16 protein-coding genes are annotated in these 25590 nt (G+C 37.3%); 3 read left to right on the forward strand and 13 right to left on the reverse strand.

Annotated features, from left to right (window positions below; all coding sequences use genetic code 11):
- The first annotated feature begins 9 nt into the window (after positions 1-9).
- From HW347_RS06365 to HW347_RS06375, 3 genes are read left to right on the forward strand one after another with little or no spacing between them, the layout of a single operon-like run.
- Positions 10-3390, forward strand: coding sequence for a VCBS repeat-containing protein (locus HW347_RS06365; RefSeq protein WP_214611077.1), 3381 nt, complete (start codon positions 10-12; stop codon positions 3388-3390).
- A gap of 14 nt (positions 3391-3404) precedes the next feature.
- Positions 3405-5240, forward strand: a complete 1836-nt coding sequence (locus HW347_RS06370; protein ID WP_214611078.1) for a CRTAC1 family protein — start codon at positions 3405-3407, stop codon at positions 5238-5240.
- Positions 5241-5287: 47 nt separating this feature from the next.
- The gene (locus tag HW347_RS06375; RefSeq protein WP_214611079.1) at positions 5288-6565 is read left to right on the forward strand and encodes a glycoside hydrolase family 117 protein; all 1278 of its coding nucleotides are present in this window, start codon (positions 5288-5290) and stop codon (positions 6563-6565) included.
- Positions 6566-6636: 71 nt separating this feature from the next.
- On the opposite strand, the gene HW347_RS06380 is transcribed toward HW347_RS06375, so the two are convergent.
- The 13 genes from HW347_RS06380 to HW347_RS06440 form a co-directional block, all read right to left on the reverse strand.
- Positions 6637-9177, reverse strand: coding sequence for a glycoside hydrolase family 2 TIM barrel-domain containing protein (locus HW347_RS06380; protein WP_214611080.1), 2541 nt, complete (start codon positions 9175-9177; stop codon positions 6637-6639).
- A gap of 97 nt (positions 9178-9274) precedes the next feature.
- Positions 9275-10294, reverse strand: a complete 1020-nt coding sequence (locus HW347_RS06385) for an L-rhamnose/proton symporter RhaT (RefSeq protein ID WP_214611081.1) — start codon at positions 10292-10294, stop codon at positions 9275-9277.
- A gap of 46 nt (positions 10295-10340) precedes the next feature.
- The gene (locus tag HW347_RS06390; RefSeq protein WP_214611082.1) at positions 10341-11384 is read right to left on the reverse strand and encodes an aldose epimerase family protein; all 1044 of its coding nucleotides are present in this window, start codon (positions 11382-11384) and stop codon (positions 10341-10343) included.
- Positions 11385-11419: 35 nt separating this feature from the next.
- The gene (locus tag HW347_RS06395) at positions 11420-12514 is read right to left on the reverse strand and encodes a mandelate racemase/muconate lactonizing enzyme family protein (RefSeq protein WP_214611083.1); all 1095 of its coding nucleotides are present in this window, start codon (positions 12512-12514) and stop codon (positions 11420-11422) included.
- Complete coding sequence (gene aldA, locus HW347_RS06400; RefSeq protein WP_225901837.1) at positions 12515-13969, reverse strand: aldehyde dehydrogenase; 1455 nt, start codon at positions 13967-13969, stop codon at positions 12515-12517. It lies immediately after the preceding gene.
- A 6-nt stretch (positions 13970-13975) separates the two neighbouring features.
- A complete protein-coding gene (locus HW347_RS06405) occupies positions 13976-15370 on the reverse strand; it encodes a sulfatase (RefSeq protein WP_214611084.1) in 1395 nt (464 codons plus the stop codon).
- 45 nt (positions 15371-15415) lie between these two features.
- On the reverse strand, positions 15416-16180 hold the full coding sequence (locus HW347_RS06410) for an SDR family NAD(P)-dependent oxidoreductase (RefSeq protein WP_214611508.1): 765 nt from the start codon (positions 16178-16180) through the stop codon (positions 15416-15418).
- 30 nt (positions 16181-16210) lie between these two features.
- Positions 16211-17227 (reverse strand): zinc-dependent alcohol dehydrogenase, encoded by a 1017-nt coding sequence (locus HW347_RS06415; RefSeq protein ID WP_214611085.1) that lies wholly within the window; start codon positions 17225-17227, stop codon positions 16211-16213.
- A 16-nt stretch (positions 17228-17243) separates the two neighbouring features.
- A complete protein-coding gene (locus tag HW347_RS06420; protein WP_225901870.1) occupies positions 17244-18389 on the reverse strand; it encodes a glycoside hydrolase family 117 protein in 1146 nt (381 codons plus the stop codon).
- Between the two features lie 123 nt (positions 18390-18512).
- Complete coding sequence (locus tag HW347_RS06425) at positions 18513-19202, reverse strand: helix-turn-helix domain-containing protein (RefSeq protein ID WP_214611087.1); 690 nt, start codon at positions 19200-19202, stop codon at positions 18513-18515.
- 283 nt (positions 19203-19485) lie between these two features.
- Positions 19486-20283 carry an IclR family transcriptional regulator gene (locus HW347_RS06430; RefSeq protein WP_214611088.1) on the reverse strand — a complete coding sequence of 266 codons (798 nt, stop codon included), beginning with the start codon at positions 20281-20283 and terminating at the stop codon, positions 19486-19488.
- Between the two features lie 93 nt (positions 20284-20376).
- Complete coding sequence (locus HW347_RS06435) at positions 20377-22020, reverse strand: tetratricopeptide repeat protein (protein WP_214611089.1); 1644 nt, start codon at positions 22018-22020, stop codon at positions 20377-20379.
- Between the two features lie 3 nt (positions 22021-22023).
- The gene (locus tag HW347_RS06440) at positions 22024-25404 is read right to left on the reverse strand and encodes a VCBS repeat-containing protein (protein ID WP_225901839.1); all 3381 of its coding nucleotides are present in this window, start codon (positions 25402-25404) and stop codon (positions 22024-22026) included.
- Between the last annotated feature and the right edge of the window lie 186 nt (positions 25405-25590).

The raw sequence follows: 25590 nt of genomic DNA on the forward strand, positions 1-25590 counted from the left end.
AACTCTATTATGTTTAATTTCTCTTTAAAAGATGTAGCAATTATTACTTTGGATTCTATGAAAACAAGATGGAGTTTGGGATTGCTCGGTTGTTTGCTTTTTTTATTATTTTCTTGTGATAAAACGGAACAAAAATCGGTTGATGAGGCGAAGACATTATTCACCTTAGTAGACCCAAAAGATTCGGGCATACATTTTTCAAATACCTTAAAAGAAACTGCCAAGGAAAACCACCTGGTAAATGAAAATTTTGTTACTGGTGCAGGTGTAGCTATTGGTGATATAAATAATGATGGTCTGCCTGATATTTATTTTTCCGGTAATCAGGTAAATGATAAACTATACCTTAATAAGGGAGATATGAGATTTGAGGATGTCTCTGATAAGGCTGGCATTCTAAAAAGTGATAGCTGGTCTACCGGTGTCACTTTTGCAGATATTAATGGAGATGGATATCAGGACATCTATGTATGTAAAAATGAGCAAGGCGATAGAAACAAGAGTGCCAATTTACTTTATATAAACTCTGGCAACGGTACATTCAAAGAAATGGCTGCACATTATGGTTTAGATGATAAGGGCTTTTCTATTCAGGCCAGTTTTCTAGACTATGATAAAAATGGACTTCTTGACCTTTATGTAATAAACCAACCTCCCGGATACGGTAATAGACAAGGCGGCAAAAAAAGACGAATAGGCTCCAACCCCATGTACAGTGATAAACTCTACCGAAATCTGGGGAAGGATATTGGTTTTATTGAAGTTTCTCCCATCGCCAAAACAGAGAACATGGCTTTTGGTCTTTCCGTAGCGGTAGGTGACCTTAATAATGATGGCTGGCAAGATATGTATGTTGCTAACGACTATAATGAACCGGATTTTTATTATATAAATGACCAAAAAGGAGGATTTAAAGAAGACCTGAAAAATCACTTTAAACACATTTCCAATTTTAGCATGGGTACTGATATTGCAGATTTTGATAATGACGGCAACCTAGATATTATGGTGTTGGATATGGTTGCTGAAGACCATAAACGTATCAAAACTAATATGGGCGGTATGAACCCAGAAAATTTTTGGAACATGGTTAATGAAGGTGGGCATTACCAATACATGTTCAACACTTTGCAGCGCAACAATGGCAATGGCTCTTTTAGCGATGTTGCACAAATGGCAGGCGTATCCAATACAGATTGGAGTTGGGGACCATTAATTGCCGATTTTGACAATGACGGCCTAAAAGACATTTTCGTTACCAATGGCATTAAGCGGAACATGCGTAATAGTGATGTAAATAAAAAGTACGAACGTATTTTAGATAGCATTGATAAGGTTGCAAAAAAGACAAATAAAAAATTTGAAGATGTAGTAGATATTTTGGCGTTGACCAAAATTGCTCCAGAAGACAAGCTTCAGAACTATGCTTACAAAAATAACGGTGACATCACTTTTACCAAACAAAATAAAGAATGGGGATTTGAACTTGAAACCTTATCGAATGGCGCGGCATACGCAGATTTAGATCAAGATGGAGATTTAGACCTTGTTATAAATAATATAGACGAAAAGGCATTCATCTATAAAAATCATACGGTAGAGAAGAATATTGGAAACTATCTTAGATTCAACCTCCACCCCACTTCACAAACTGAAGCTTTAAGCAGTAAAGTTTCTCTTTATAAGGACACCAATCTTTGGCAGACCATAGAAGTAACCAATGTGCGGGGTTATATGTCAAAAAGTGAAAATACGGCTCATTTTGGGGTTAGCACCTTGAAAGAAATTGAAAAAATTAGGATTCAATGGCCTAACGGCCAAATAAGTGAGCTTAAAAATGTTCGCTCAAATCAGTCGTTAGATATTTATCAGAAAAACGAAGAATTTGTAAATACTTCAAATATTCTTATCAAGCCTATTTTCAGTGAGAAAACAATCAAAAAAAATCTAAAGTACAAGCATACAGAAAATGAATTTGACGATTACCAGAAACAAGTTCTTTTGCCGCACAAGATGTCTCAATTTGGACCAACTATAGCTGTAGCAGATGTTAATTCGGACGGACTGGAGGATTTTTACGTTGGTGGGGCTTCGGGTAAAAGCGGAGTGTTATTCGTTCAAAACACTAGGGGTAATTTTGATTCAATACCACAACAAAATTTTCTAATCGATAAAATGTCCGAAGACTTAGGCAGTGTCTTTTTTGATATTGATAATGATGGTGACCAAGACCTATTTGTTGTTAGTGGCGGGTACGAATTTCAGGAAAATAGTAAAAACCTCCAAGACCGAATATACATTAACGATGGAACAGGCTATTTTAAAAAAGATAGCAGTAGACTACCAAAATATTTGGATAGTGGCTCACAAGTTATTCCTGCGGATTATGATAATGACGGAGATGTAGACTTGTTTATAAGCGGTAGACAAATACCTGGCAAATACCCCTCACCTGCCCATAGTACTTTATTACAAAATGAAAATGGATATCTAAAAAACGTAACAGCTGCTAAAGCACCTGGTTTTAAAAACCTGGGTATGGTGACATCCGCTCAATGGGCACACATAAATAATGATGAAAAACTAGACCTAATTATTGTGGGTGAATGGATGCCTATTACCACATTTTTACAGACCGAAAGCGGAACTTTTGAACCCGCTTCATTTGAAGGTTTAGAAAAAACCGATGGCTGGTATTATAATGTTACCAAAGCAGACATGGATGATGATGGTGATGATGATTTCATAGTAGGTAATCTGGGTTTGAATTATAAATATAAAGCATCACCGGAGCATCCTTTTCAAGTGCATAGTGCGGATTTTGATAAAAATGGAAAACAAGATATTGTCCTTAGTTATTTTGAAGAAGGCGAAGTTTACCCTATTAGAGGCCGGTCTTGTTCCGTTGAACAAATACCGGAGCTAGACACTAAATTTCCCACTTTTGAATCTTTTGGAGATTCTGATTTACAGGACATTTATGGAGACCAATTAAACAACGCGCTTCACTTATCCGCATATACTTTTGCGTCCTATTATATTGAAAATATTGATGGAAAATCATTTCAACTACACGAGCTACCAAAACTGGCGCAAGTATCTAGCATAAACACCATCCTCGCAGAAGATTTTGATAAAGACGGTCACAAAGACTTATTGATTGCCGGAAATTTATTTACCTCCGAGATTGAAACTCCAAGAAACGATGCCGGCGTAGGTCTTTTTCTTAAAGGCAACGGAAAAGGAGATTTTACTCCTATTACAGCCACACAAAGTGGGTTTTACGCTCCTTTTGATGTCAAAGACATGAAAGTTATTAAGACTGCAGATAAATCCAATATACTGGTTGGTAACAATGACCATTACTTACAGCTTATTGAATTTAAATAGAATAATAAAAACATATGATAATAAAATACTATTCAAAATCATTCTTATTGCTGCTTTTTCTTGTAGCAAGTAAGCAAACCTATTCTCAAACATTTCAAAAAAAAGACATTCGCCTATTTTCAGAGATGACCGGTACCGGCGGTAATGCCGTGGCCGATTTTGACCAAGATGGAGACCTTGATGTTTTCATGGTTTCACGGGGCTCCTTTAATACGGGAAATAAAAATTCATGGAGCAGACTTTTAGAAAATAGAGGAGGTTTTTTTATTGATGTAACTGAGTCTTCTGGCTTTTCAAAGCAATTTGCGGGCAAAGTTACCGGTGGCGTAAAACTATCTGCTTCTTGGGGAGATTATAATAATGATGGGTATCCAGATTTGTTTTTGGGGCATCAAAACAAATCACAACTATACAGAAACAATGGAGACAAAACCTTTACCGAAGTTACCGCAGAAGTTGGTATTACTTCTTGTTCTCCTTGCAACAATACAGGAGGTATTTGGTGGGATTATAATAATGATGGTCATTTAGATTTGTATATGGCCTATTTAGGAGAGCCTAACCGCCTTTATACTAATTTAGGGAATGGTACTTTTATGGAATCCGTTAATGCATTGGGATTAAACGATCCTGGTAGAACATGGTCCTGCCAACCTCTGGATGCCAATAGAGATGGTTGGATGGACCTATATGTGATTAACGATTTTGGATTGAGCAATTTTTATATAAACGAAAAAGGAAAGTCGTTTGTAGATGCCACCGAAACCTACAATCTAAAGAACACAGGTGATGGAATGGGGTCCTCTATTGGTGATTTTAATAACGATGGTTTTTTTGATATTTACGTAACCAATATTTCAGAAATAAAGAGTAACCCATTGTTTGCAGGTTCATCAGAAGGTCCTTTTAAAAATGTAGGACAAGCGCAAGGAGTTGGTAATGCCCATTTTGGATGGGGAAATCGTTTTTTTGATGCTGATAATGATGGTGACCAAGATTTATATGCCGTAAACGGAATGGCCGATTTAAAATACGACAACAAATTCTTTAAAAATTTGAAAGCAAATGGTACTGATAAATTTACAGATTGGTCTTCTGCATCGGCCACTGATGGTCACGGGAATGGTATGGCCGTAGAAGTATTTGATTTTGATAGCAATGGTTTTCTAGATATTCTTGTTTCAAACGTTAATGATGAACCATATCTGTACCAAAACAATACCGCTAATCCCAATAAGTGGTTACAAGTAGACCTAGAGGGTATAATTTCCAACAGAGATGGATTAGGCGCAACAGCCATTGCCTATACAAAAGATAATGTCATACACAGACTAAAATTTGCTGTAGGCGTTATGGGGCAGAGCATAAAACCTTTACATTTTGGTCTGGGAGAAACCCAAAAAATAGATAGTTTAAAAATTCTTTGGCCAAGCGGAGTAAAAGAGGTGGTTCATAATATTTCAACAAATCAAAAAATCAAAATTTTAGAAGAAAAAGGAATGGTCGTAGGAGAATCATTCAATGAAGAAGATATTCAACCAATTGCCGTTAATGACGCTTTGCCGGTAATTGATAAAACAATGGAAATGAAAGCTTATTATGATGTTCAAAATGGAGCTGTCACTTTTAAAATAAAGAAAGCTGTTGAGGGAATTATATCTCTAAATATATATTCATTACTAGGAAAATCTATCTATACCATCAAAGAAAAAACAGTAATTGACCAAGACTATACCTTAGAATGGGAAGGTCATTCTAAACAAGGACAAAAACTACCTTCGGGGGTTTATATTTATAGGCTTGAGCTTGAAAATAAATCATGGTATGGAAAAATGCTCATAGGTCACTAAAGTATATTAGTATTCAAGGTATAATATTTAAACTCATACAATTAAAAATGAAGAAAACCCTATTTAGCATGGTGTCACTAACACTGTTGATATCCTGTAACCAATCAAAAGAAGAAAGCCAAAATAAACCAACAACCCCAGAAATAGTTCAAGAAGATTTCCCTTATGGCAACGTACCCAGAGAAAAGCCGGACAGAAAATTAAGTGCTGCCTTTGAGCGTATATATGATGGTACATATGGCGGACTAGAAGTAACTTCAAATGAGCTTTTTTCAAACTTTAAATACACCCCCTTAGAAGGTTTTGACTACCACGGTCACGATGGCACAGTTTCCCGTAGAGACGCTAGTAAAGTAATAAAAGTAGACGACACCTATTATTTTTGGTATACACATCGTGAGACCAGTGTTCCTCCTGATGAAAATGGTGGAAATGATACTATACCTTCCCGAGACTGGGATTTATCAGAAATATGGTATGCAACAAGTAAAGACGGTTTCACTTGGAAAGAACAAGGTGTTGCTGTTACAAGAACTGAAAAACCAAACCCAGGCTGGCGCTCCGTCTCAACACCAGACATTTTAGTTTACAAAGGAAAATACTACTTGTATTACCAAGCTTATTTAAACATGCCAGGCGCACCTGGAACTAAAGGAGACGATTGCCCAGTAGCAGCATCTGTTGCAAATTCTCCTAATGGCCCTTGGACACCTTCTAACAAAATTGTTCTTGATAATGGCCCCGAAGGTTCATGGGATCAATATGTAATTCATGACCCTTACCCACTTGTACGTGACGGAAAAATATATATCTACTACAAAGGAGAGATGGGCGGTAACCCTAAAGTTCGTGCTCAAGGTCTTGCAATTTCAGAGAATCCTTTTGGTCCATTCAAAAAACACCCTTTAAATCCAGTTATAAATTCTGGTCATGAGACTGCGCTTTTTCCTTTTAAAGAAGGACTTGCTGCATTGGTAAGTCGTCATGGTCTAGAACACAATACTATACAATACGCACCAGACGGTGTAAATTTTGAAGTAGCCGCTATTACAGGGTTAATGCCAATTGCACCTGGCCCATATGTTCCTGATGCATTTACCAACACAAAAGATGGCCGTGGTATTTCTTGGGGACTGTGCCATTTTAGAAATGTAGGGAAAGCAGAAGGTAAAAGCCATAGCTATTTTGCAAGGTTTGATTGTGACCTTAGTTTAGATGTAGACGACCCGCTTATGAAAGAAAGCGACATATTAAATCACCCAGATATTTATTTCAAATTTGGGCTTACCGATGAACAACGAAAGCGCATTAATCAGACGAAATAACTTTAATTCCAAAATAAACAAAAGCTCAATTTCCTAAGAAATTGGGCTTTTGCTTTTGTAATAACCTTGTGCTATTTATCGGCCTTAAACTTCAATATTAATTCACCTGTTTTTAATCCTTCAGATTCTGCTGATATCGTTACGTCTCCTGCACCAAAATTAGATTGTACTACAAGAAGACAGCGGCCTTTATCCGTTACAATTTTAGTAGATTGATAATCTTGAACATTCCTAGCGGAACCATTATCTACGCCCAATAATTTTACATCCCCAGAAATAGAGAAAGAAATTTCGGAGTTGATACGTCTTACAGGGTTACCATCTACATCTATAATTTGAGCCACTATATGGGCCACATCATAGGCATTGGCAGACAATTCACTTTTATCCACGGAAAGTTCTACGGCAAAAGGAGCTTCAGCCGTTTTTATCCGTGCTTCAGTACCCGCTTTTTTTCCATTAATATAACCTTCTGCCCTAAGTTCTCCAGCTGCAAAAGGAACGGACCATTTAAAAATACGATCATCAAAATCCGTAAGCTTTTTTCTCCCTAGCGAAGCATCGTTTAAAAAGAGTTCTACTTCTTCGCAATTGGAGTATACCTCTACTACCGTAGATTCATTAGCACCATAATTCCAATGTTCATTAGTCTCATGCCAAAACCACAATGCTTTTTCCCACCCATTCTCTTTCTTTTCTACAGGTTCGCCGGCACCATTCAATTTATAGATTGATTTCTCTAAAGACTGGGTAGTTATGTGCAAATGTGGAGCGTCGTTCCACAAGGTTTTCATCATGTGGTACGATGTCTTCTCAAAACCCGCCTGATTCAATAACCCGCTTTGAGTACCTTTTTTAGGCCAACCTCCATTAGATTCTCCCATATAATCAATTCCTGTCCACAGGAAAAGACCAGAAATAAACGGACGCTCCATAACCGCTTTCCACTCGTGCCATTGGGGAAGATTCTCAGTTCCCATTATAACCTTATTCGAATAGTTCTTGTGGCCATAATCATAAATCACCCTTCGGTAACTGTAGCCTACTACGTCCAGCGCATCGGCATAGCCTGAGAGATGACTTGCAGAAGGTAAAATACAATTGGCGGTAACATATCGTGTAGTATCCAATTCCCTAGTCCATTTTGCCAATTTTTTTGCAGTTTCCCCTATATCATATTTCTCTTTGGGCAAGGTATTTAGTTTCTCTTTTATCTGTTCTACTGAATACGGAGGTTCTGAAAAAAAGTAATTGCCCTGCCATCCCATATTATTAAAAAAACCGGTGGCTTCGGCATTTCGTGGATATGTCCATTCTATTTCATTCCCTATACTCCATTGAATAATACTTGGGTGATTTCTATGAGCCAAAACCGTATTCTTTAAGTCCTTTTCGGCCCACTCTTGAAAATGTTCTGTGTAGCCTCTGGTAATATAGTCTACACTCTGCTCGTTCATGTTTTTTCGTTTGTCCTTTGGATTGTCCCATTCATCAAAAAACTCGTCCTGAACCAGAAACCCCATTTCATCGCACAAGTCTAAAAATGCTTGTGAACCAGGATTGTGTGAAATTCTAATGGCGTTGCACCCTGCTTCTTTTAATTTCCCCAGACGTCTTCTCCATACGTCATCGGGAACGGCAGCGCCTACCAGTCCGCCATCGTGATGCAGGCAAACCCCTTTAATTTTTCTATTCTTTCCGTTTAGAAAGAAACCTTCATCGGCATCAAAACGGATGGACCGAACGCCAAAAACAGTTTCTTGTTGGTCTATGATTTTATCATCATAAAGAATTGAAGTTACCGCTTTGTAGCGATAAGGATTATCAACATCCCACAGAACTGGATTTTCAATGGATACCGACTGCAAGGCTGAGGTTTGGCTATTCCCTAGTGTTTCAATAGGGGTTGTATCGTCATTTACCTTTTGTCCTTCTTGATTGTAAATCTCCGTTCGCAGTTCTGCTTTTTTATCCTCAGGAAAATCATTCTTAATTTGAACTGAAACAGATACTTCTGCCGTCTTCTCTTCTATTTTTGGGGTGGTCACGAATACACCCCAAATAGGTATGTGCAATTTATTCTTCACCAATAGTTTTACATTCCTATAAATACCCGAACCTGTATACCAGCGACTATCCGCATAACGGGTTCTATCTACTTTCACCTCGATTAAATTCGAATCCTTTTCCGTATTTAAATAAGATGAAATATCGAAGTAAAAAGGAGAATACCCATACGGATGAACACCAACTTTTTCTCCGTTTAAAACTACTTCTGAGTTATTATAAACGCCATCAAACAAAATGTATGCTTTCTCATCTGGTTGTAATTGAAGTGGGAATTTTTTCTGATACAATCCCGTACCTCCGGGAAGATAACCTGTTGCCCCTTCTCCATTAATAGAATCAAAAGAAGCTTCAACGCTCCAATCATGTGGAAGCCTAACATCTTTCCATTCTTCAGCTTTTCCTGTAGTATCTAGCAACTGAAACTGCCAATCATAATTGAAATCCGTAGATATCTGCGTTAAGTCGTTTTGAGATTGATTACTGGTATTACAAGAAGTAAATAAAGAGCCAATCAGCACAAAATATAAAAGATAATTTTTCATGAACCAAGTGTTAACTATATGAGTCAAAAAAGCCCAATTGAAAAGCTAATAACAACTGGGCTAACTACTAAAAAATATTATTGATTAAAGAGTTAATTTACCCCAAACCGTTAGCATAAGCCACAATTACAATACCTGCAATCATACAGCTAAGTCCACCATACAAAAAATTTCTAGCTTTTGGGGATGCGCTTACCCATTCTTTGGTAATCAAACCACTAACAATTGCCGTAGCAACACAAGCTGTATTAAAAATAGCATAACCAACTGTATTTCCTGATTTTCCTAGTTTAAATGCCGCATACGCAAAAAGAGCTGAGGCGGCATAATGGAAAACAGCCATGATTAGAATAAGAAATAAATTCTTTCCAAAAGCCGGAGTTTTAAAATCTCCCCATGCTTTTTTAGCATTTAGTTGCCATAGGAAGTAAGCCGTCATTACAATGCCACCACTTAAGAAAATAGGAAACATTACGGCTACCGCAGTTATCCAATCTGCATTGCCTTGTGCTATACTTGCTTCATGCAGATAAGGTCTTCCTACCGCATTGGCGTAACTAAAGCCGGTAGCTAAAAGACCCCCAACTACAGCAATCGTAATACCGGTTACCATTGAACCTTTGGTAGATTTACCTTCGGCAGATGCTATTTTTGCTTCATCCTTTTCACGGGTAAGACCTGCTTTCCCGTTTAAGATAACACCTAATAAAACTACCAGAATACCAACTAAAATAAAGGTCAATACATTTGATGGTGGTAACCCGTCTTCAATAAATGGTAAGAGTGAACCTACCAATATAATAGTTCCTATAAAGATTGAAAAACCAAGCGAAAGCCCAATATGGTTAATTGCCTTACTCCACATCATAACTCCAATACCCCAAAGAAAACTGGTAAGTCCCATTTTTACCCAGATATCAGTTGGCATATTTCCAAAAATCTCTCCAAACCCCTGAATTAGGGTTAACGAAGCAATAATAGGCACAACGAACATGGTCAGGAGAAAAAAGAGACTCCATGTATTTTCATACTTGAATCCTTTTGTAAACTTTTCAGGAAGGGCGTAAAGTCCCAACATCAATCCGGCGAAAATCGCCAATAATACTCCTTCGGTCATAATTTGAATATTTAATTAAGGTCTAGCGTACATGACCCTATTTTATTTACCAGTTGAATTTGAAAATAGTAGTACTGTCATAAGGTTCTCCCGCTTTCAAAATACTCTTAGGAGCGTTCTTTATATTCATTCCGTTCGGGTAGCGATGCGTTTCACAACAGAAGCCACGGTATTTTCCGTATTGTAATCCTGATTCCCGTTGTAGCTCATCAGAAGTATATTTACCTGTGTACAATAACATTCCAGGTTCTGTGGTAAAAACTTCCATAGAACGTCCACTTTTGGGCTCTGTTATTTCTGCTACCTTATCCAGTTCAAATCCTTTGTCTTCAAAAAGATAAAAATGTTCAAAACCATCTCCCATAGCCTCATGAACTTCTTTTATGGTCTTGGCAGATTGTAAATCATCGGCTTTGCCAACAACAGAAACATTTTCTCCCGTTGCAGCACCTGTCTCATCCCAAACTTGTTTGGTACTTGAATTTATCATTACGGAGTGACCCTCAACATTTTCTGCAAAACCCGAAAGATTAAAATACGAGTGATTCGTAATAGTGAAAGGCGTGTCTTGGTCGGTTATTGCGCCATACTGTATTTTAAGTTCGTTCTCGTTTGTTAATGAGAAAGTCACCTGAACCGTAATATTACCTGGAAAACCCTCTTCAAGGTGTTTACTTTTTAGTTCCATTTGAACAGTAGCTAATTCATTAGAAAACGAATTCACTTTCCATATTTTCTTATCAAAACCAACTTTACCTCCATGAAGGTTATTGTCTCCTACAATTTTTGCCAGTTCATATTCCTTTCCGTTCAAAGAAAATTGAGCATCTTTTATTTGCGAACAATAACGACCTACAGTTCCGCCAAAATAGGGAGCATTTGCTTTGTAGGCATCAGAAAAATAGTTCTCGAAAGTATCAAAACCACAAACAATTTCTTCTATTTTGCCATTCTTATTTGGTAACAAAATAGAAGTTATGGTAGCACCATAAGTAGAGATTTTTACGCTTACCCCATTATCATTTTCTAAAGTATATTGGTGGATTGCTTCTCCTTCAAGTACACCGAAATCCGTTTGCGTTGTTTTCATTTTCGTAAGCGTTTTGAAATATTTTAATTCGATGTTTAATTAGATTGATAAGGAGCTAATTTCTCCCAATCAAACTCCACTCCCACTCCTGGCGAATCTGGTGCCACAGCAAGGTGGTTCTCAACAACCAATGGTCTGGTAGTATACTGGTCAATAGGAAAACTATGTACCTCTAACCAACCGGAATTAGGTTGCGCAGACACTAAACTTACGTGTAGCTCCTGCATACCGTGGGAACAAGCCGGAATGTTATGTTTATCTGCCAATCGTGCAGCTGCCAACCAACCTGTAATACCGCCACAGTTAGAAGCATCAGGTTGCACGAAAGATAGTTTTGCCTGATCCATAGCATACTCAAATTCATGGATGGTATGTAGGTTTTCACCCATAGCCAACGGAAAGCCCGTTGCATCTGAAATTTGTGAAAAGCCTATATAATTATCCGGAATGATAGGTTCTTCAAACCATGTGATATCATATTCTTTAAAGCGATTAATGGCTTCAATAGCTTTATCCACAGTCATTGAATAATTGGCATCTACCATGAACGTGATATCTGGACCAATAAATTCTCGCACTGCTTTTATGCGTTCAATATCCTCGTCTAGATTTTCACGACCGATTTTAATTTTGACCGCATTGAAACCAGCCGCCAAATAACCTTCCATATTCTTTAAAAGTTTAGGAATAGGAAACTGTAAATCTATTCCACCGCAATACGCCTTACAGGTCTTACCTGCTCCACCGGCCATTTGCCAAAGTGGTTTTTCTGCTTTTTTACAACGGATGTCCCACAGTGCAATATCAATCGTGGAAACGGCAAAAGATACAATACCCCCTCTGCCAACATAATGCATATGCCACTCAAGAAATTCATAGATTCCCTCTATATCTGTACCATCCTTACCTATTAAGGCCGGTGCAATATCATAATCCACCATCGCCTTAATGGCATTTCCACCTTTTCCACCGGTATAGGTATATCCGGTTCCAGTGCTACCATCTTCTAAAGTAATAGTAGAAGTGATTAGCTCAAAATGCGTATGGTCTCCATGTTTAGCATCGTTCATGACTTCCGGCAACGGAACTCGGAACAACTTACACTCAACCGATTTTATACGTGTACTCATCTATGCCTTGTGTCTAATGTAAAATGTCTTTTTCTCCATGTATTGCTCAAAGCCATACTTACCATCTTCACCACCGGAACCACTTAATTTGTAACCGTTATGAAAACCTTGGTGCTGCTCCCCATGACCTCTGTTTACGTATATTTCGCCGTACTCAAGCTCATCGTTACACTTCATTATAGTGCTCATGTCATTGGTAAATATCATAGCCGCAAGTCCGTATTCACAGTCGTTGGCATACCCAACCACTTCATCAAAAGTTTTGAATTTCAATACTGGCAGAATAGGTCCAAAAGACTCTTCGTGAACAATGGTCATGTTCTGCGTTACGTTGGTCAAAACCGTTGGTTCAAACCAATATCCCTTTTCAAAAGCGCTTCCTTCTGGTTTTTTACCACCTGTAGCCAATGTAGCACCTTCTTCAAGACTCACGGCAACCAAATGCTCCATATGCTTTAATTCAGCTGCATTTACTTTAGGTCCCATATCAGTTTCCGCTAACATTGGGTCTCCCACTTTTATAGCCTTTGTTTTGGCTATGAATTTTTCCATGAAAGCATCATAAATACCCTCATGCACATACATTCTTTCATTACAGGTGCAAACCTGTCCACAGTTATCAAAACGCGAGTGCAAAGCAGAATCTACAGCGGCATCAATATCTGCGTCTTCAAAAACAATAAAAGGAGCTTTTCCACCAAGTTCCAACTGAACATGTGTAAGGTTTTGTGCTGCAGCCCTAGCAATAGACTGGCCAACTGGTGTAGAACCTGTCATGGTCACCATTTTAGTAATAGGACTCTCAACAAGAGCATTACCCATAGCCCTACCTGGACCTGTCAAAATATTAATAACTCCATCTGGAATACCTACTTTCTTAGCCAAATTACCCAACTCAAGAGTTGCCAATGGTGTTTCAGAAGTTGGTTTTATAACGATTGTATTTCCAGCAACTAAAGCAGGACCCAATTTACGACCTGCCAATGCCAATGGAAAGTTCCAAGCTGTAATGGCAACAACAACACCACGAGGTATTTTCTGAATCCAAATTTGCTCATTAGGATTATCCGAAGGAATAATATCTCCTTCAATTCTTCTGGCGCCTTCACAAGCATACTCAATAAATGAAGCCGTAACTGCAACTTCACCTTTGGCAACTTTTAGTAATTTACCTTGTTCCTTAACCAAAAGTTCGGCCAAGTAATCTGAGTTCTCTTTTATTTCATTTGCCAATTTATATAATAAATCAGCACGAGAACGAGCAGGTAATTTTTTCCATTCTTTTTGAGCCTTTTCAGCAGCTTTTAGTGCTTGATGAGCCTCATCTACTGTTCCGTTCTGTACTCTTGCTACTATCTCTTCAGTAGTTGGATTTACAATGTCAATGGTTTCTCCTGACGTAGATGTCACCCATTTTCCGTCTATAAATAGTTGGTATTCTTTAATTGCTGACATGTTCTTTTATGATTTATGTTTTCTATATGTATCCATTCTTTCGGCTGCTTTGCCCTCAAATCTTCTTTCTAATTGCCAAAGTGGTCGCTCTAAAGTGAGTTCCCAATTAAAAAGCATCTTATAAAGTTCCCGCACTTTCTCAGGATGCTCTGTAGCCAAATCGTTTACCTCTGAAATATCTTCTTTAATGTCGTAGAGTTCTGCCGGACGATCAGGAAAACGAACTAGTTTCCAATCGTTGTGCCTAACAGCACCTCTAGCCTCTTTTTTCCAATACAAAGTTTCATGTGGCTTTTCTGTTGTATTCTCCGTTAGAAAAGGAATAAGATCTACTCCGTCCAAATCTTTAATACCACTAACATTACCACCAGCTGCAGTAACAAAAGTTGGCAGTAAGTCCAACGTGCTAATTGGATTGTTATAAACCGTATTAGGTTTTAACTTTCCTGGCCATGACATCAAAAATGGAACCCGTATACCGCCTTCTAAATGGTTTGCTTTGGTTCCACTTAAAGGGTTGTTAGATGATTCATTTGAATCTGACGGCCCACCATTATCATTCGTAAAAACAATAAGCGTGTTTTCATCCAGACCCAACTCCTTAATTCGGTTTAAAACTTTGCCACAGGCTTTATCCATAGCGATAGCCATAGCAGCCAAAGTTTTCCTTTTCCCAGTTAGGCCTTGTATCTTCTTCAAGTCCTCTTCCTTTGCTTCCATTGGCGTGTGTACGGCATTGAAAGCTAGATAAATGAAAAACGGGTTCTTCTGGTTTCTTTCCATAAAGGAAATAGCCTCGTCTGCCAAACCATCCGTTAGGTAACCTTCATATTCTTCATACTCCCCAAAACCTCTTTCTAACCTATCCTCATCTCTCTTAGTTTCATTATCAGTCCCATAAGGCATATAACTTCTTGCGCCCCCACGGAAACCATAAAACTCGTCAAAACCTCTTTTAGTAGGATGAAAACGGTCTGCATTACCTTGATGCCATTTTCCAAAAACAGCTGTTTTATAACCTTGTTCTTTAAGGTAATCTGCCATTGTCTTCTGATCTAACGGAAGCCCCATGTCATCTCCGGTAGTTCCGTTTTTACTCATCAATCCAGGTACGTTATTCTCTTCAAAACCGAATTTCTGCTGATATTTTCCAGTCAGAAGCCCAGCTCTTGAAGGACCACATACTGCCGCAGAGACATAAGCTTGGGTAAAGAGCACCGAATTTTTGGCGAATTTATCCAGTTCAGGAGTTTTAAATTCTTTACTCCCCTGAAACCCAAAATCGGCATAGCCTGCGTCATCAGATAATATAAAAACGATGTTCGGTTTGTCTTGTGCCCAGCCATTTATAAGCGCAAAAAAGGACACTAAGAACAAGAATACCTGTCTTGGCAATTTCATTTTTCAGTATTTTTCTATTGGAATTTCTACTCTTATTTAAGGTAATTATCTACCCATCCAACCGCCATCTACCAACATGGTAACGCCGCTCATATATGCTGCCGCATCTGAACTTAAAAAGACTATAGGTCCTGCGAAATCTTCAGGTTTACCCCATCTACCAGCTGGTATTCTAGATAAAATAGAAGCAGACCTTTCTGGGTCGTTTCTCAACGCCTCCGTATTATCTGTACTAATATAACCTGGTGCTATTGCATTTACATTAACACCTTTACTTGCCCATTCGTTAGCAAATGCCATTGTCATTTGACCAATTGCGCCTTTACTAGCTGCGTAACCAGGCACTGTAATTCCACCTTGGAAGGTTAACAATGAAGCCGTGAAAATAATTTTACCTTCACCACGAGCCACCATTTCTTTACCTATTTCACGGGTTAAAACAAATTGTGCTGTTTGGTTTATTTCAATAACCTTATCCCAGTATTCATCAGAATGCTCAACTGCAGGAGCTCTTAAAATAGTACCCGCATTATTCACCAAAATATCAATTACGGGAAAGTCGCTTTTTACTTCCTTTATAAACTCATACAGTGAATCTCTGTTACCAAAATCACAGGCGTATGCTTTAAATTTTCTTCCAGTAGCCTCAACTTCTTGTTCTACCATACTACCGTGCTTCTCTAACGTAGCACTAACCCCAATAATATCTGCTCCGGCTTCTGCTAATGCTACCGCCATAGCTTTACCAATACCTCTTTTACAACCTGTTACTAAAGCTGTTTTTCCCTTAAGGCTAAATTGATTTAATATGCTCATTTTCTTATGCGTTGTTTCTCGTGATTATTGTTGACAATCCATTAGTACTTTCATACCATCAGGGTTATTATCTATGTTCTCAAAAACTTGTTGAATATTCGTCAGCGGCTGTACATCCGTGATCATATCTTCAAAAGGAAGCTTGTTCTCCGTAATTAGTTGAATTGACTTCTCATAATCTTCCTTCTCATAAACACGAGCACCGATCAAGCTAAGTTCTTTCCAGAAAAACTTGAAAAGGTCTACAGGTTTTTTCTCTCCGTGAATAGCTACCATCAATATTCTACCGCGAATACCAGCAACTTCACACATAATATCTAAAGCAGGTTGTACACCGGCCACTTCAAAAACAACATCTGCACGACGGTTGTCCGTTTGTTCTTTTACATATTCTACCAAGTCAACTTTCATAGGGTTTACAGCATGTAACCCCATAGATTTAGCTTTGGCAATACGTTTTTCGTTCACTTCAGAAATAATAACATTTGCACCCACATCTTTGGCAACCATAGCCACCAAAAGACCTATTGGTCCACCACCCAAAACAACAGCAGTTTCACCAGCAACCAATCCGCTTCTGCGAACATCATGCGTAGCAACAGATAATGGCTCTATTAATGCGGCCAATTTTAAATCGGTTTCCGCTTTTAGTTTATGAAGTACAAATGAAGGTACGTTCCAATATTGTTGCATAGAACCCGGACTATCAATACCAATGAATTTTAGTTCTTCACAAATATGATTGAATCCTTTGTCCGAAGCTTTCACCTTACGGTCATCCAACGGACGAACAACAACCTTGTCCCCTACTTTATAATCTTGTACACCTTCACCAACGGCATCAATTACACCAGACATTTCATGACCGATTGTCTGAGGCATAGCTACCCTTTTATCCATCATACCATGATAGATGTGCACATCTGTTCCACAAACACCAGAGTATGCTACTTTAATTCTAACATCTCCTTTAGCTGGTGCCTCTATCTCTTTTTCTATGACCGAAAACGTTTTGTTTCCTTTGTAAACTGTTGCTTTCATTAAATATATCTCTCTATTATTTTTTAACTCCTTTAGCTACATGACGTGTTTTTCTTTCCGAAGAAAAGCGCATGATACTCTGGTAATCACCATTATTATAAATATGCGTCAAACCCCATCTTAAAATTTCAGTTGGCTCTTTCTCCACATCAGCAGTTCTATTTAGACCAATAGCATGAGCATTTACACCTGGAATTACAGATTTAATGTCAAAATTGATACCGTCCGGCGCCCACTGAATTGTATTTTTTTCTGGACCGTCTGTTGTAATCAAAGCTGCTACACCACCGTTATAAGGCCAAACACAGATTTCATGACCACTATTACTTATTGGGTTATAAAGCGATTTTACATATGGTCCTTCAGGTTTATCCGCAATAGCTACACCGTGACGAATCTGTCTTCCACCAAAAGTAATCTGCTCGCCCATTTGCTCTCCTTTATAGTATAAGTAGAACTTTCCTTTATAAGGTAAAATACAAGGGTCATGTACCTTATGACTATCAAAATCTCCTTTTTTAATTACGGCAAAACGATCTTGCTCCTCACCTTTCCAAACTCCATTATCAGCAGGGCTTAAAATAGGCTCCTCACTTTTAGTCCAAGGTCCGTTTGGAGAATCTGCCCATGCCAATCCAACTTGATTTTTAACACGCACATTATATGGTGACTTTACCGTTTGGTAGCTTAGATAATATTTATCTTCCCATTTCATGATTTCCACAGTAAAAACAGAACGATCATCATATGCTCCTTTTTCTCCTCTAGTTACTGCAGGACCTTCTTCTTTCCATGTCCAACCATCGTCAGAAGTAGCATACCAAATATCACAACGATCCCAAGGGAATACTTTTTCCGTTTCTATATCACCTCCAAAACCTTGAGTTGGACCCGTACTTTTGGTATACCAAACATAGTACTTACCATTCTCCTTAATTATAGCACTTGGATCACGACGAACAACTCCTTCTTCATATGCCAAATCACCCTTTAAAGGCTCAAGTCCGTTAAACTGAATAAACCATTCGTTACCCAAATCTGTTGGCCATTTCAATGCTCTTTTTGATGCAGCACTTAAATGGTTGGTATCCGTAATACCAAGGTGATCAATTTGCTCGGCGGTAAATGTCACCTTCTCATCATTACCTGAAGTAGATTTCATTTCATTAGTAGTTTTGGGAGAATTGCATGCAGAAACCAGTACAGCAGCAAAAATTAAAAAATGTGAATATTTGTTCATAATTATGGTTACTTGATCTAAGTTTAAATTTAAGGATTTCGTGTTTTAACTAGCGTTACTTAACACACTATAATCAGATGGTGACGTGCCGTAAAACCTTCTGAAACATTTACTAAAATAATTAGGATCACCAAAGCCTACTTGATAACTAACCTCTGCAATACGCAACTGCCCTTTCTCAAGTAATTCACCAGCCCTAAGCAATCTTATATTTCTCATATAATCTTTTGGAGCGTGACCCGTAAGCTTTTTTAATTTTCTAAAAAAAGTAGACCTGCTCGTATTCATATCAAAAGAAAGGTCATCTACCCAATAGGTGTCATCAGACATGTTTTCATCCATATATGCAGTGATTTTATTTAAAAAATCCTTGTCCCGTGTATGTAGAGATGAAAATTCTGAAACCTTCTTTTCGAATAAAATTTTTCGCTTCGTGGCGTTCTTTAATACCGTTTTATTTTCGGCATGGTCCTTAAAAATCTTGAAACGCTTGGACAAACTATTATCAGCCTCAGTCTCTAAAACTTTAATTTTCAGTCCTAATGAATTTAACGCCCCTAGTAGAATAGCGGGCATATTTAGTCCCTTGCTAAAGACTTCATTATAAACTGATACATCAGTTCCGCCATTATCAATAAAATCAACTTTTATGCGTAGTTCTCCATTTTCAAACACTCCTACGCCATTTTGCGTAGTACCAAGAGCATTCTCTTCTTTAAAAATAGTTGCTTCCATAAGGTGTTCTTTTTATTCAAATATGAAACTAGTTTCTTATTTGAACCAAAAATATATAAAAAATTGATATATCGATATTATTTATATGTGTTTTTTTAAGATTTCTTTCACAAGTGCCCTTGAAAAAATCAAAATGAAGATTTTGACTACAAACCGGTGATAGCGCTCACACCGACGTAGACCTATTAAAATAGGCTATTTCATGACCTAAATACGGCCATAATCAACTAGTTCACTTACACATTGAAGTGAACGAACTTATTTAATGAAATTGAAGAATTGACTATAAGGATTGGGTCAGATACCCTAATTTGGCGGAAATTTTCATGGCGTACTTCTGAATAATCTTGCCTTTACTCTCAAATTGAGAAGCTGGTAATCTACCATAGGGAGCAGTAATCCACAGTGCTGCAACAGGATAACCGTGTTCATTAAAAATTGGAGCTCCTACACAATTAATCCCTTGAATGTCTTCACTATTATCTACAGCATAACCTTTGCTCTTAACTTCTTTGAGCACTGCCTTAAACTCCTTTTTAGAGGTGATGGTATTCTCTGTATACTTGGTTAGAGTTTTACCCCTTAAAGCTTCATCTGCTTCTTCACTAGGAATGTTTGCCAATACACATTTACCTCCTACAGAGCTGTGAAGATCAAACTGAGTGCCTGGCTCCACGAAAAGTTTTACCGGGTATGAAGATGGTACTTGTTCCAAAATAGTCCCTGTAGAGCCTAATAACACCCCTAACATAACAGATTCCTTAAGCTCATCTCTTACAGCACGCATAACATCTATAGAATGCTCTACTAAACTTTGCTCGTTCATTGAAGAAATACCGAGCGTTAACATCTTTCTGGAAAGAGTTATTTTTTTTGTAGTCTCGTTCTTTTGAAGATAATTTTTAAATATTAAAGTACTGACAATACGAAAAGCACTTGACTTGGCAATTGATAGTTTTTCAATTATTTCTGCCAAAGTAAGGCCTTTTGGCTGAGTAGCCAATAGTTCTATAATAGATAGTCCTCTTTCTAAATTTGGGACATTATAAGTTGATTTTAACTCTACCTTCTCTTTCTTCATTACACAGAATATTGCTGCAATTTAACACCTTTACTACTGTTTTTCCTAAAATTGTAAGTAGTTCTTTCTATTTGACTTACAATTATCTAAATGCTAGAGCGATGAAATATATTCTTCCAAATTCACCCCTCTCTCCAATTTCATCTTTTTTCGTACTCTATACCTTGTCGTATGAACAGATTCTACAGAAATACCAAGAAGCCTAGACATCTCCTTACTAGAGAAATTTAATTTTATAAGAGCACATATTTTCTGATCAGCTTGGCTGAGTTTTGGATACATAGTGGTAATCTTATGATAAAAAGTTTCATTTACCGCCGTAAACCGAAGCCTAAACTCTTTCCAATTATCTGATCTATTATGAGAAATAGATTTGAGCACTTGCTTTATTTCTGGTTTTTCTGTGGTGCCTTCCACTTCTTTCAATCTGTCTGCAATATCTTTTAAGAATTCATCTTTTTCAACCATTTGCAAAGCAGTAACCGCTAATTCTTTGTTCTTTAATGCTAAAAGTTCTTTCCCTTTTTTAATTTCTAGTTGCCTGTTTTTTCTTAAAAGTTGCTTTTCCGCTAGATGTTTTGTCCGCATATATTGAAAAAAACCTATCCCTATGATTATCAAAAAAATAAGGGAGCCTAATAAAATAACACGTTGTAGAAAAGAAATTTCATCTGCTTGTTCTAATTTTTCCAAGCGCTGCTTTTGTACTAGCCGTTCTTGATTTTCTTTTTCAATCCTAAACTCATCTTTAATCTCTAACAGACTTTGATTTATTGCTGTTCTACTATCAAAAAATTGAGCATCGATCTCTCTAGCTTTTTTTTGATTTTTAAAAGCTTTTTCAAACTCGCCATGCGCTTCAAACAGATTGGCTAATTTTTCATGAACTAAAGATGAAAAATCAACATGACTGTTATATTTTATTGACACTTCCAAGGCTTTTTTATAATAGGTTTTACTCTGTTTATAGTTAGATAGATTTGCATATACATCACCCATATCAGAATAAACCAAAACTAAATAGGAAGGCCTGTTTTCAATAAACCAAGGCTCTAACTCCTCTAATAATTGCAATGCTTCTTCATTTTTGTCGTTCACTGATAATTGAAAAGCTTTTTCAAAATGAAGGTAAGCCATAGGTAATTGACCCTTAGCAGGAGCATAGTTAACCAAACAACTATCTAGGTAAATTTTTGCCATTTCTGGCTGATTCAATACTCTATGTGTTGCGCTCAACAGATAATAGTTCCGTACTAAATCTGCTTTTTTCAATTGGCCTTTTTCAACCAGTTTACGATTAATATCAAGAGAGTTCTGTAGATATTCCAAAGCTTCATCCTTCCGCTTAAAAAAGCTATACAGTCTGCCCAGCCAATTGTACACAGAAGCTTTTAACTCATCATTGTTAGCCTTGTCTGCCAAGAATAATGCAAACCAAAGCGTGTCATAAGATTTATTGTAATCTACATGTTGTCCATAAATATATGGCATTTCCAGCAAGGCTTTTACGGCATTTACAGTGTCTCCTTTTTGTAAGAATTCCTCGTGTTTAGACTCTAGTAGAACTAAAGCACTATCAGGATTATCACGCCTTAACTTTTTCGTTTGATTAAAAAAGACATCGGCCAGAGAATCATGTTTCTTTTCGGAATTTTGCTGCGCACTTAACCGACTCGTTGCCGTACAAAGCAAAAAGAAAAATCCAAAAAGTAATATATTCCTTATTGGCAATCTCATGTTTTAATTAGTAGCTGTTTTTACTTTGAATAAATCATGCTTGTCATTATTATTGACCACCAGAATAAAACTTCCTGCTTTCGTATTTAATGTGGTCATATTGCGAACATCCTTATCAGCAAAAAAACCTGACTTTAAACTTGAAATTACGACAAAATCGCCTTTACCATTTCCTTTAAGGAAATTACCTATTCCCGCATCCGCACGCGTAGTTTCAACCTCAGATTGGTAATTGTTGCCCGCCAATAACAGATCTTTTAAACCATCGTTATCAAAATCTTGGAACAATATACTATTGATGGGTGCTATCTGAATTCTATTTTCAAATGGTTGAAAACTAAATTTATCTCCATTGTTTATAAATATTCCTGATTTAAATTCTTTTGCCTTATAATGAAGTGCCGTTTGAAGCCCCTCTCCAACAATACCTTTTAAATCCTTACTAGCAAAGTCAGTATAAGTTGGTATGGTTTGCGCCAGATGTGGTAATTGCTGAGTCATACAACCTTTACCCCTAACAGGAACTTGTTTGCCATGGTACTCTTTTGCCAGTATAACATCTTCCGACCCGTTCATATCAAAATCCGATGTATAGATTTCAAATGGTTTTTCATAAGAAGCATGAAACTTAGAATTTAAGCCCAAGTTCCCTGCAACAATATCTTTGTCCCCATCGCCATCTATGTCATCTATTAAGAGTTCGTTCCACCAACCTACGGCATTTGCTAATTCTGGATATGCATCACTACGTTCTAGCTTATTATTTTTATTAAGAAATACTTGAATCCCCATCCATTCACCAGTCACAACCAAATCAACTTTTTGGTCATTATTGATGTCTACCCATTTGGCATCAGTTACAAGACCTAACCCTTGTAATTCCGGAGCAAGGTTTTCATTTTGAATTGTAAATTTACCTGCATCATTTACCAGTAATAAACTACTTGCTGGATGCGGATATTTACCCGTAATAAGTCTTCCGCCAATGAACAAATCTATATCTCCATCACCGTCATAATCCGAAGGAACCACAACAGAACCCGAAATACCTACTTCTGGAATAGCATTTTCAGCTTTTTTAAAATTACCTTTGCCGTCGTTTAGATATAACCTATCTACCAACATCCTAGGGTTCTCCTTGAACTCATAACTGCCGCTAACTACGTAAAGGTCATTATCTCCGTCGCCATCTGCATCAAAAAAGGCAGCGCCAACATCTTCATAAGAGCTATCCTTTCCAAGAGCAGATGAATTCATCTTTTTAAATGTATTTGACTGGCTTATTAGTAGTTGTCCTGGTTGATCTTTTCCTCCTCCTATAAACACGTCTTCTTGCCCATCTCCATTTATATCAGCTTTTGCCAAAGAAGGCCCTAATTGCGACAATTTATGAGGCAGTAAAATCTGTAAATCAAAATCGTTAAAGTAAGGGTCCGAATGACGGTTGTCAAAAGCGACTTTAGTAAAAAGTAAATCGGCCTTATTTTCTTCTTTTACTTTGGTTTCCGCAAAGCGATAATTTAACTGTAAAGATTGATTGGCGTCTACATCTTCCAATTCCTGAATTTTTCCGTCAGGCCAAATAACCTCCATCCGTTTTACGGACAAATGTTTACCTAGACCAAAGTAAAGAGAATTTGGAACCGATGATAAAAAACCTCTTGTTGGTGTAACTTGGCGCGTTTGTTTTGTATCGTCTTCAAAGTACAAATTTACTGTTGTACCTACTCCAAAAGTATTCTTTCCGGCAGCAACCAAATCTAGCTCTAAATAGTATTTACGTTGGTTATCAATAGCCCTGTTTTCTAGAAAAGTAGCCTTATCATTTATATTATTCACCACGATATCCAAATCGCCATCATTATCAAAATCTGCATACGCCGCTCCGTTTGAGAAAGAAGGTTCACTTTCTACCCACGATTCACTCGTATCCTCAAATGTCAAATCTCCTTTATTCCGATAAAAGAAATTCTTCAATTTTTGCTGCGGAAGCATCTGAGCAAACTTCAGAAAATCTTCGGCTGTGGGCTTTCTTTTATTCGTTCTTAAAATTTCTAAAATTTCATTGTTCTTATCGCGGTCAATAACATCTCTATACACACCATTAGTAACGTAAACATCATTAAAACCGTCCAGATCAAAATCTGCCGATAACAAAGCCCAACTCCAGTCCGTATTGGCAATCCCAGCCATATTCCCGATTTCGCTAAAAGTGCCGTTACCATTATTGGTCTGCAACATATTGTGCATGTATTGATGGTGATACCCCTTCTCTACCATGCTTTCAAAATCTGCTATAGAAGTCATGGCCATAGTAGTTTTAGATCTAACATAATCTTGCGGATTCATGTCTAAAGTCATTAAATCCAAAAGGCCATCATTATCTATATCAGCCATGTCACTACCCATACTATTGAACGACATATGCTTGAAAAGTTTATCGCGCGACTCTGTAAAAGTTCCATCACCATTATTTACATAAGCCAAATCGGGCACGTTGAAATCATTACTGATATAAATATCATCCCAACCGTCATTATTTAAATCACCAACTTGCGGATTAAGTCCAAAGCCAATGTCATAGAGTAAACCAGCTTTTTTGGATACATCCGTAAAATGTCCTGTACCATCATTTTCATAGAGCTTATCACTACCTTTAAGCTCTAAACTTTTAGGGTCTTTTTGAGTTTTGTTTAAATCGATTATTTCTGATCTACTCGTAATATCCGGTGTGTTTGACACATACACATCCAAATCATTATCCTTATCATAATCAAAAAATGTAGCTTGAATAGTTCTATTGGCATCAGCAAGACCCAATTCTTCTGCTCGTTCTGTAAATGACACTCCGGCATCGCCTGAAGGCCCATTATTTATGTAGAGGAGATTTTTAAATTTATTACCATCATCTTGCCATCCGCCTCTGGAAACGTAGATATCCAGAAGTCCATCTCCATTTACATCGGCCATAGTAACACCGGTATTAAAACCAGGTTTTTGTTCTATGCCTGCGGCTTCAGTAACATCTTTAAAATTAAGATTGCCTGTGTTTAGATATAATTTATCTTCTGATGAATTGGATGTGAAATAAATATCATCATAACCATCATCGTTCAAATCACCAACAGCAACACCACCACCAATGTAGGTGTACATGTATTGATAATAATTAGATTCTAATGACTCTTCTAAATGATTTACAAAATCAATGCCTGTTTCTTCCTCAGAAATTGAAACAAATAAATACTCTTTCGGCGTCTCATCGTTGATTTTTTTTTCATTTTTTTTTGAGTTTTCACAAGAGATAAAACCTAAAAAAATCACACTAAAAATAAAATACTTAGCTAAACTTTTTAGCCCGTGAGTCATTCCTGAAAACATCATAAAAAAGTATTTAAAATATCTATTATTTTACAACCTACAAAATACGAAGTTTAATGCTAAATCCCTTGCTCTACAACGGTTTTTTAAGATAAAATAAATGGTATTTGCACTCTCTATAATTTGTTGATAAATAGATAATTAATTAGCTTCGTTTTCTACAAAACCATCACATCTAATAATTGAAAT

It is taken from the genome of Zobellia barbeyronii, from assembly GCF_018603515.1.
In the GTDB taxonomy this organism is placed as follows: Bacteria; Bacteroidota; Bacteroidia; order Flavobacteriales; family Flavobacteriaceae; genus Zobellia; species Zobellia barbeyronii.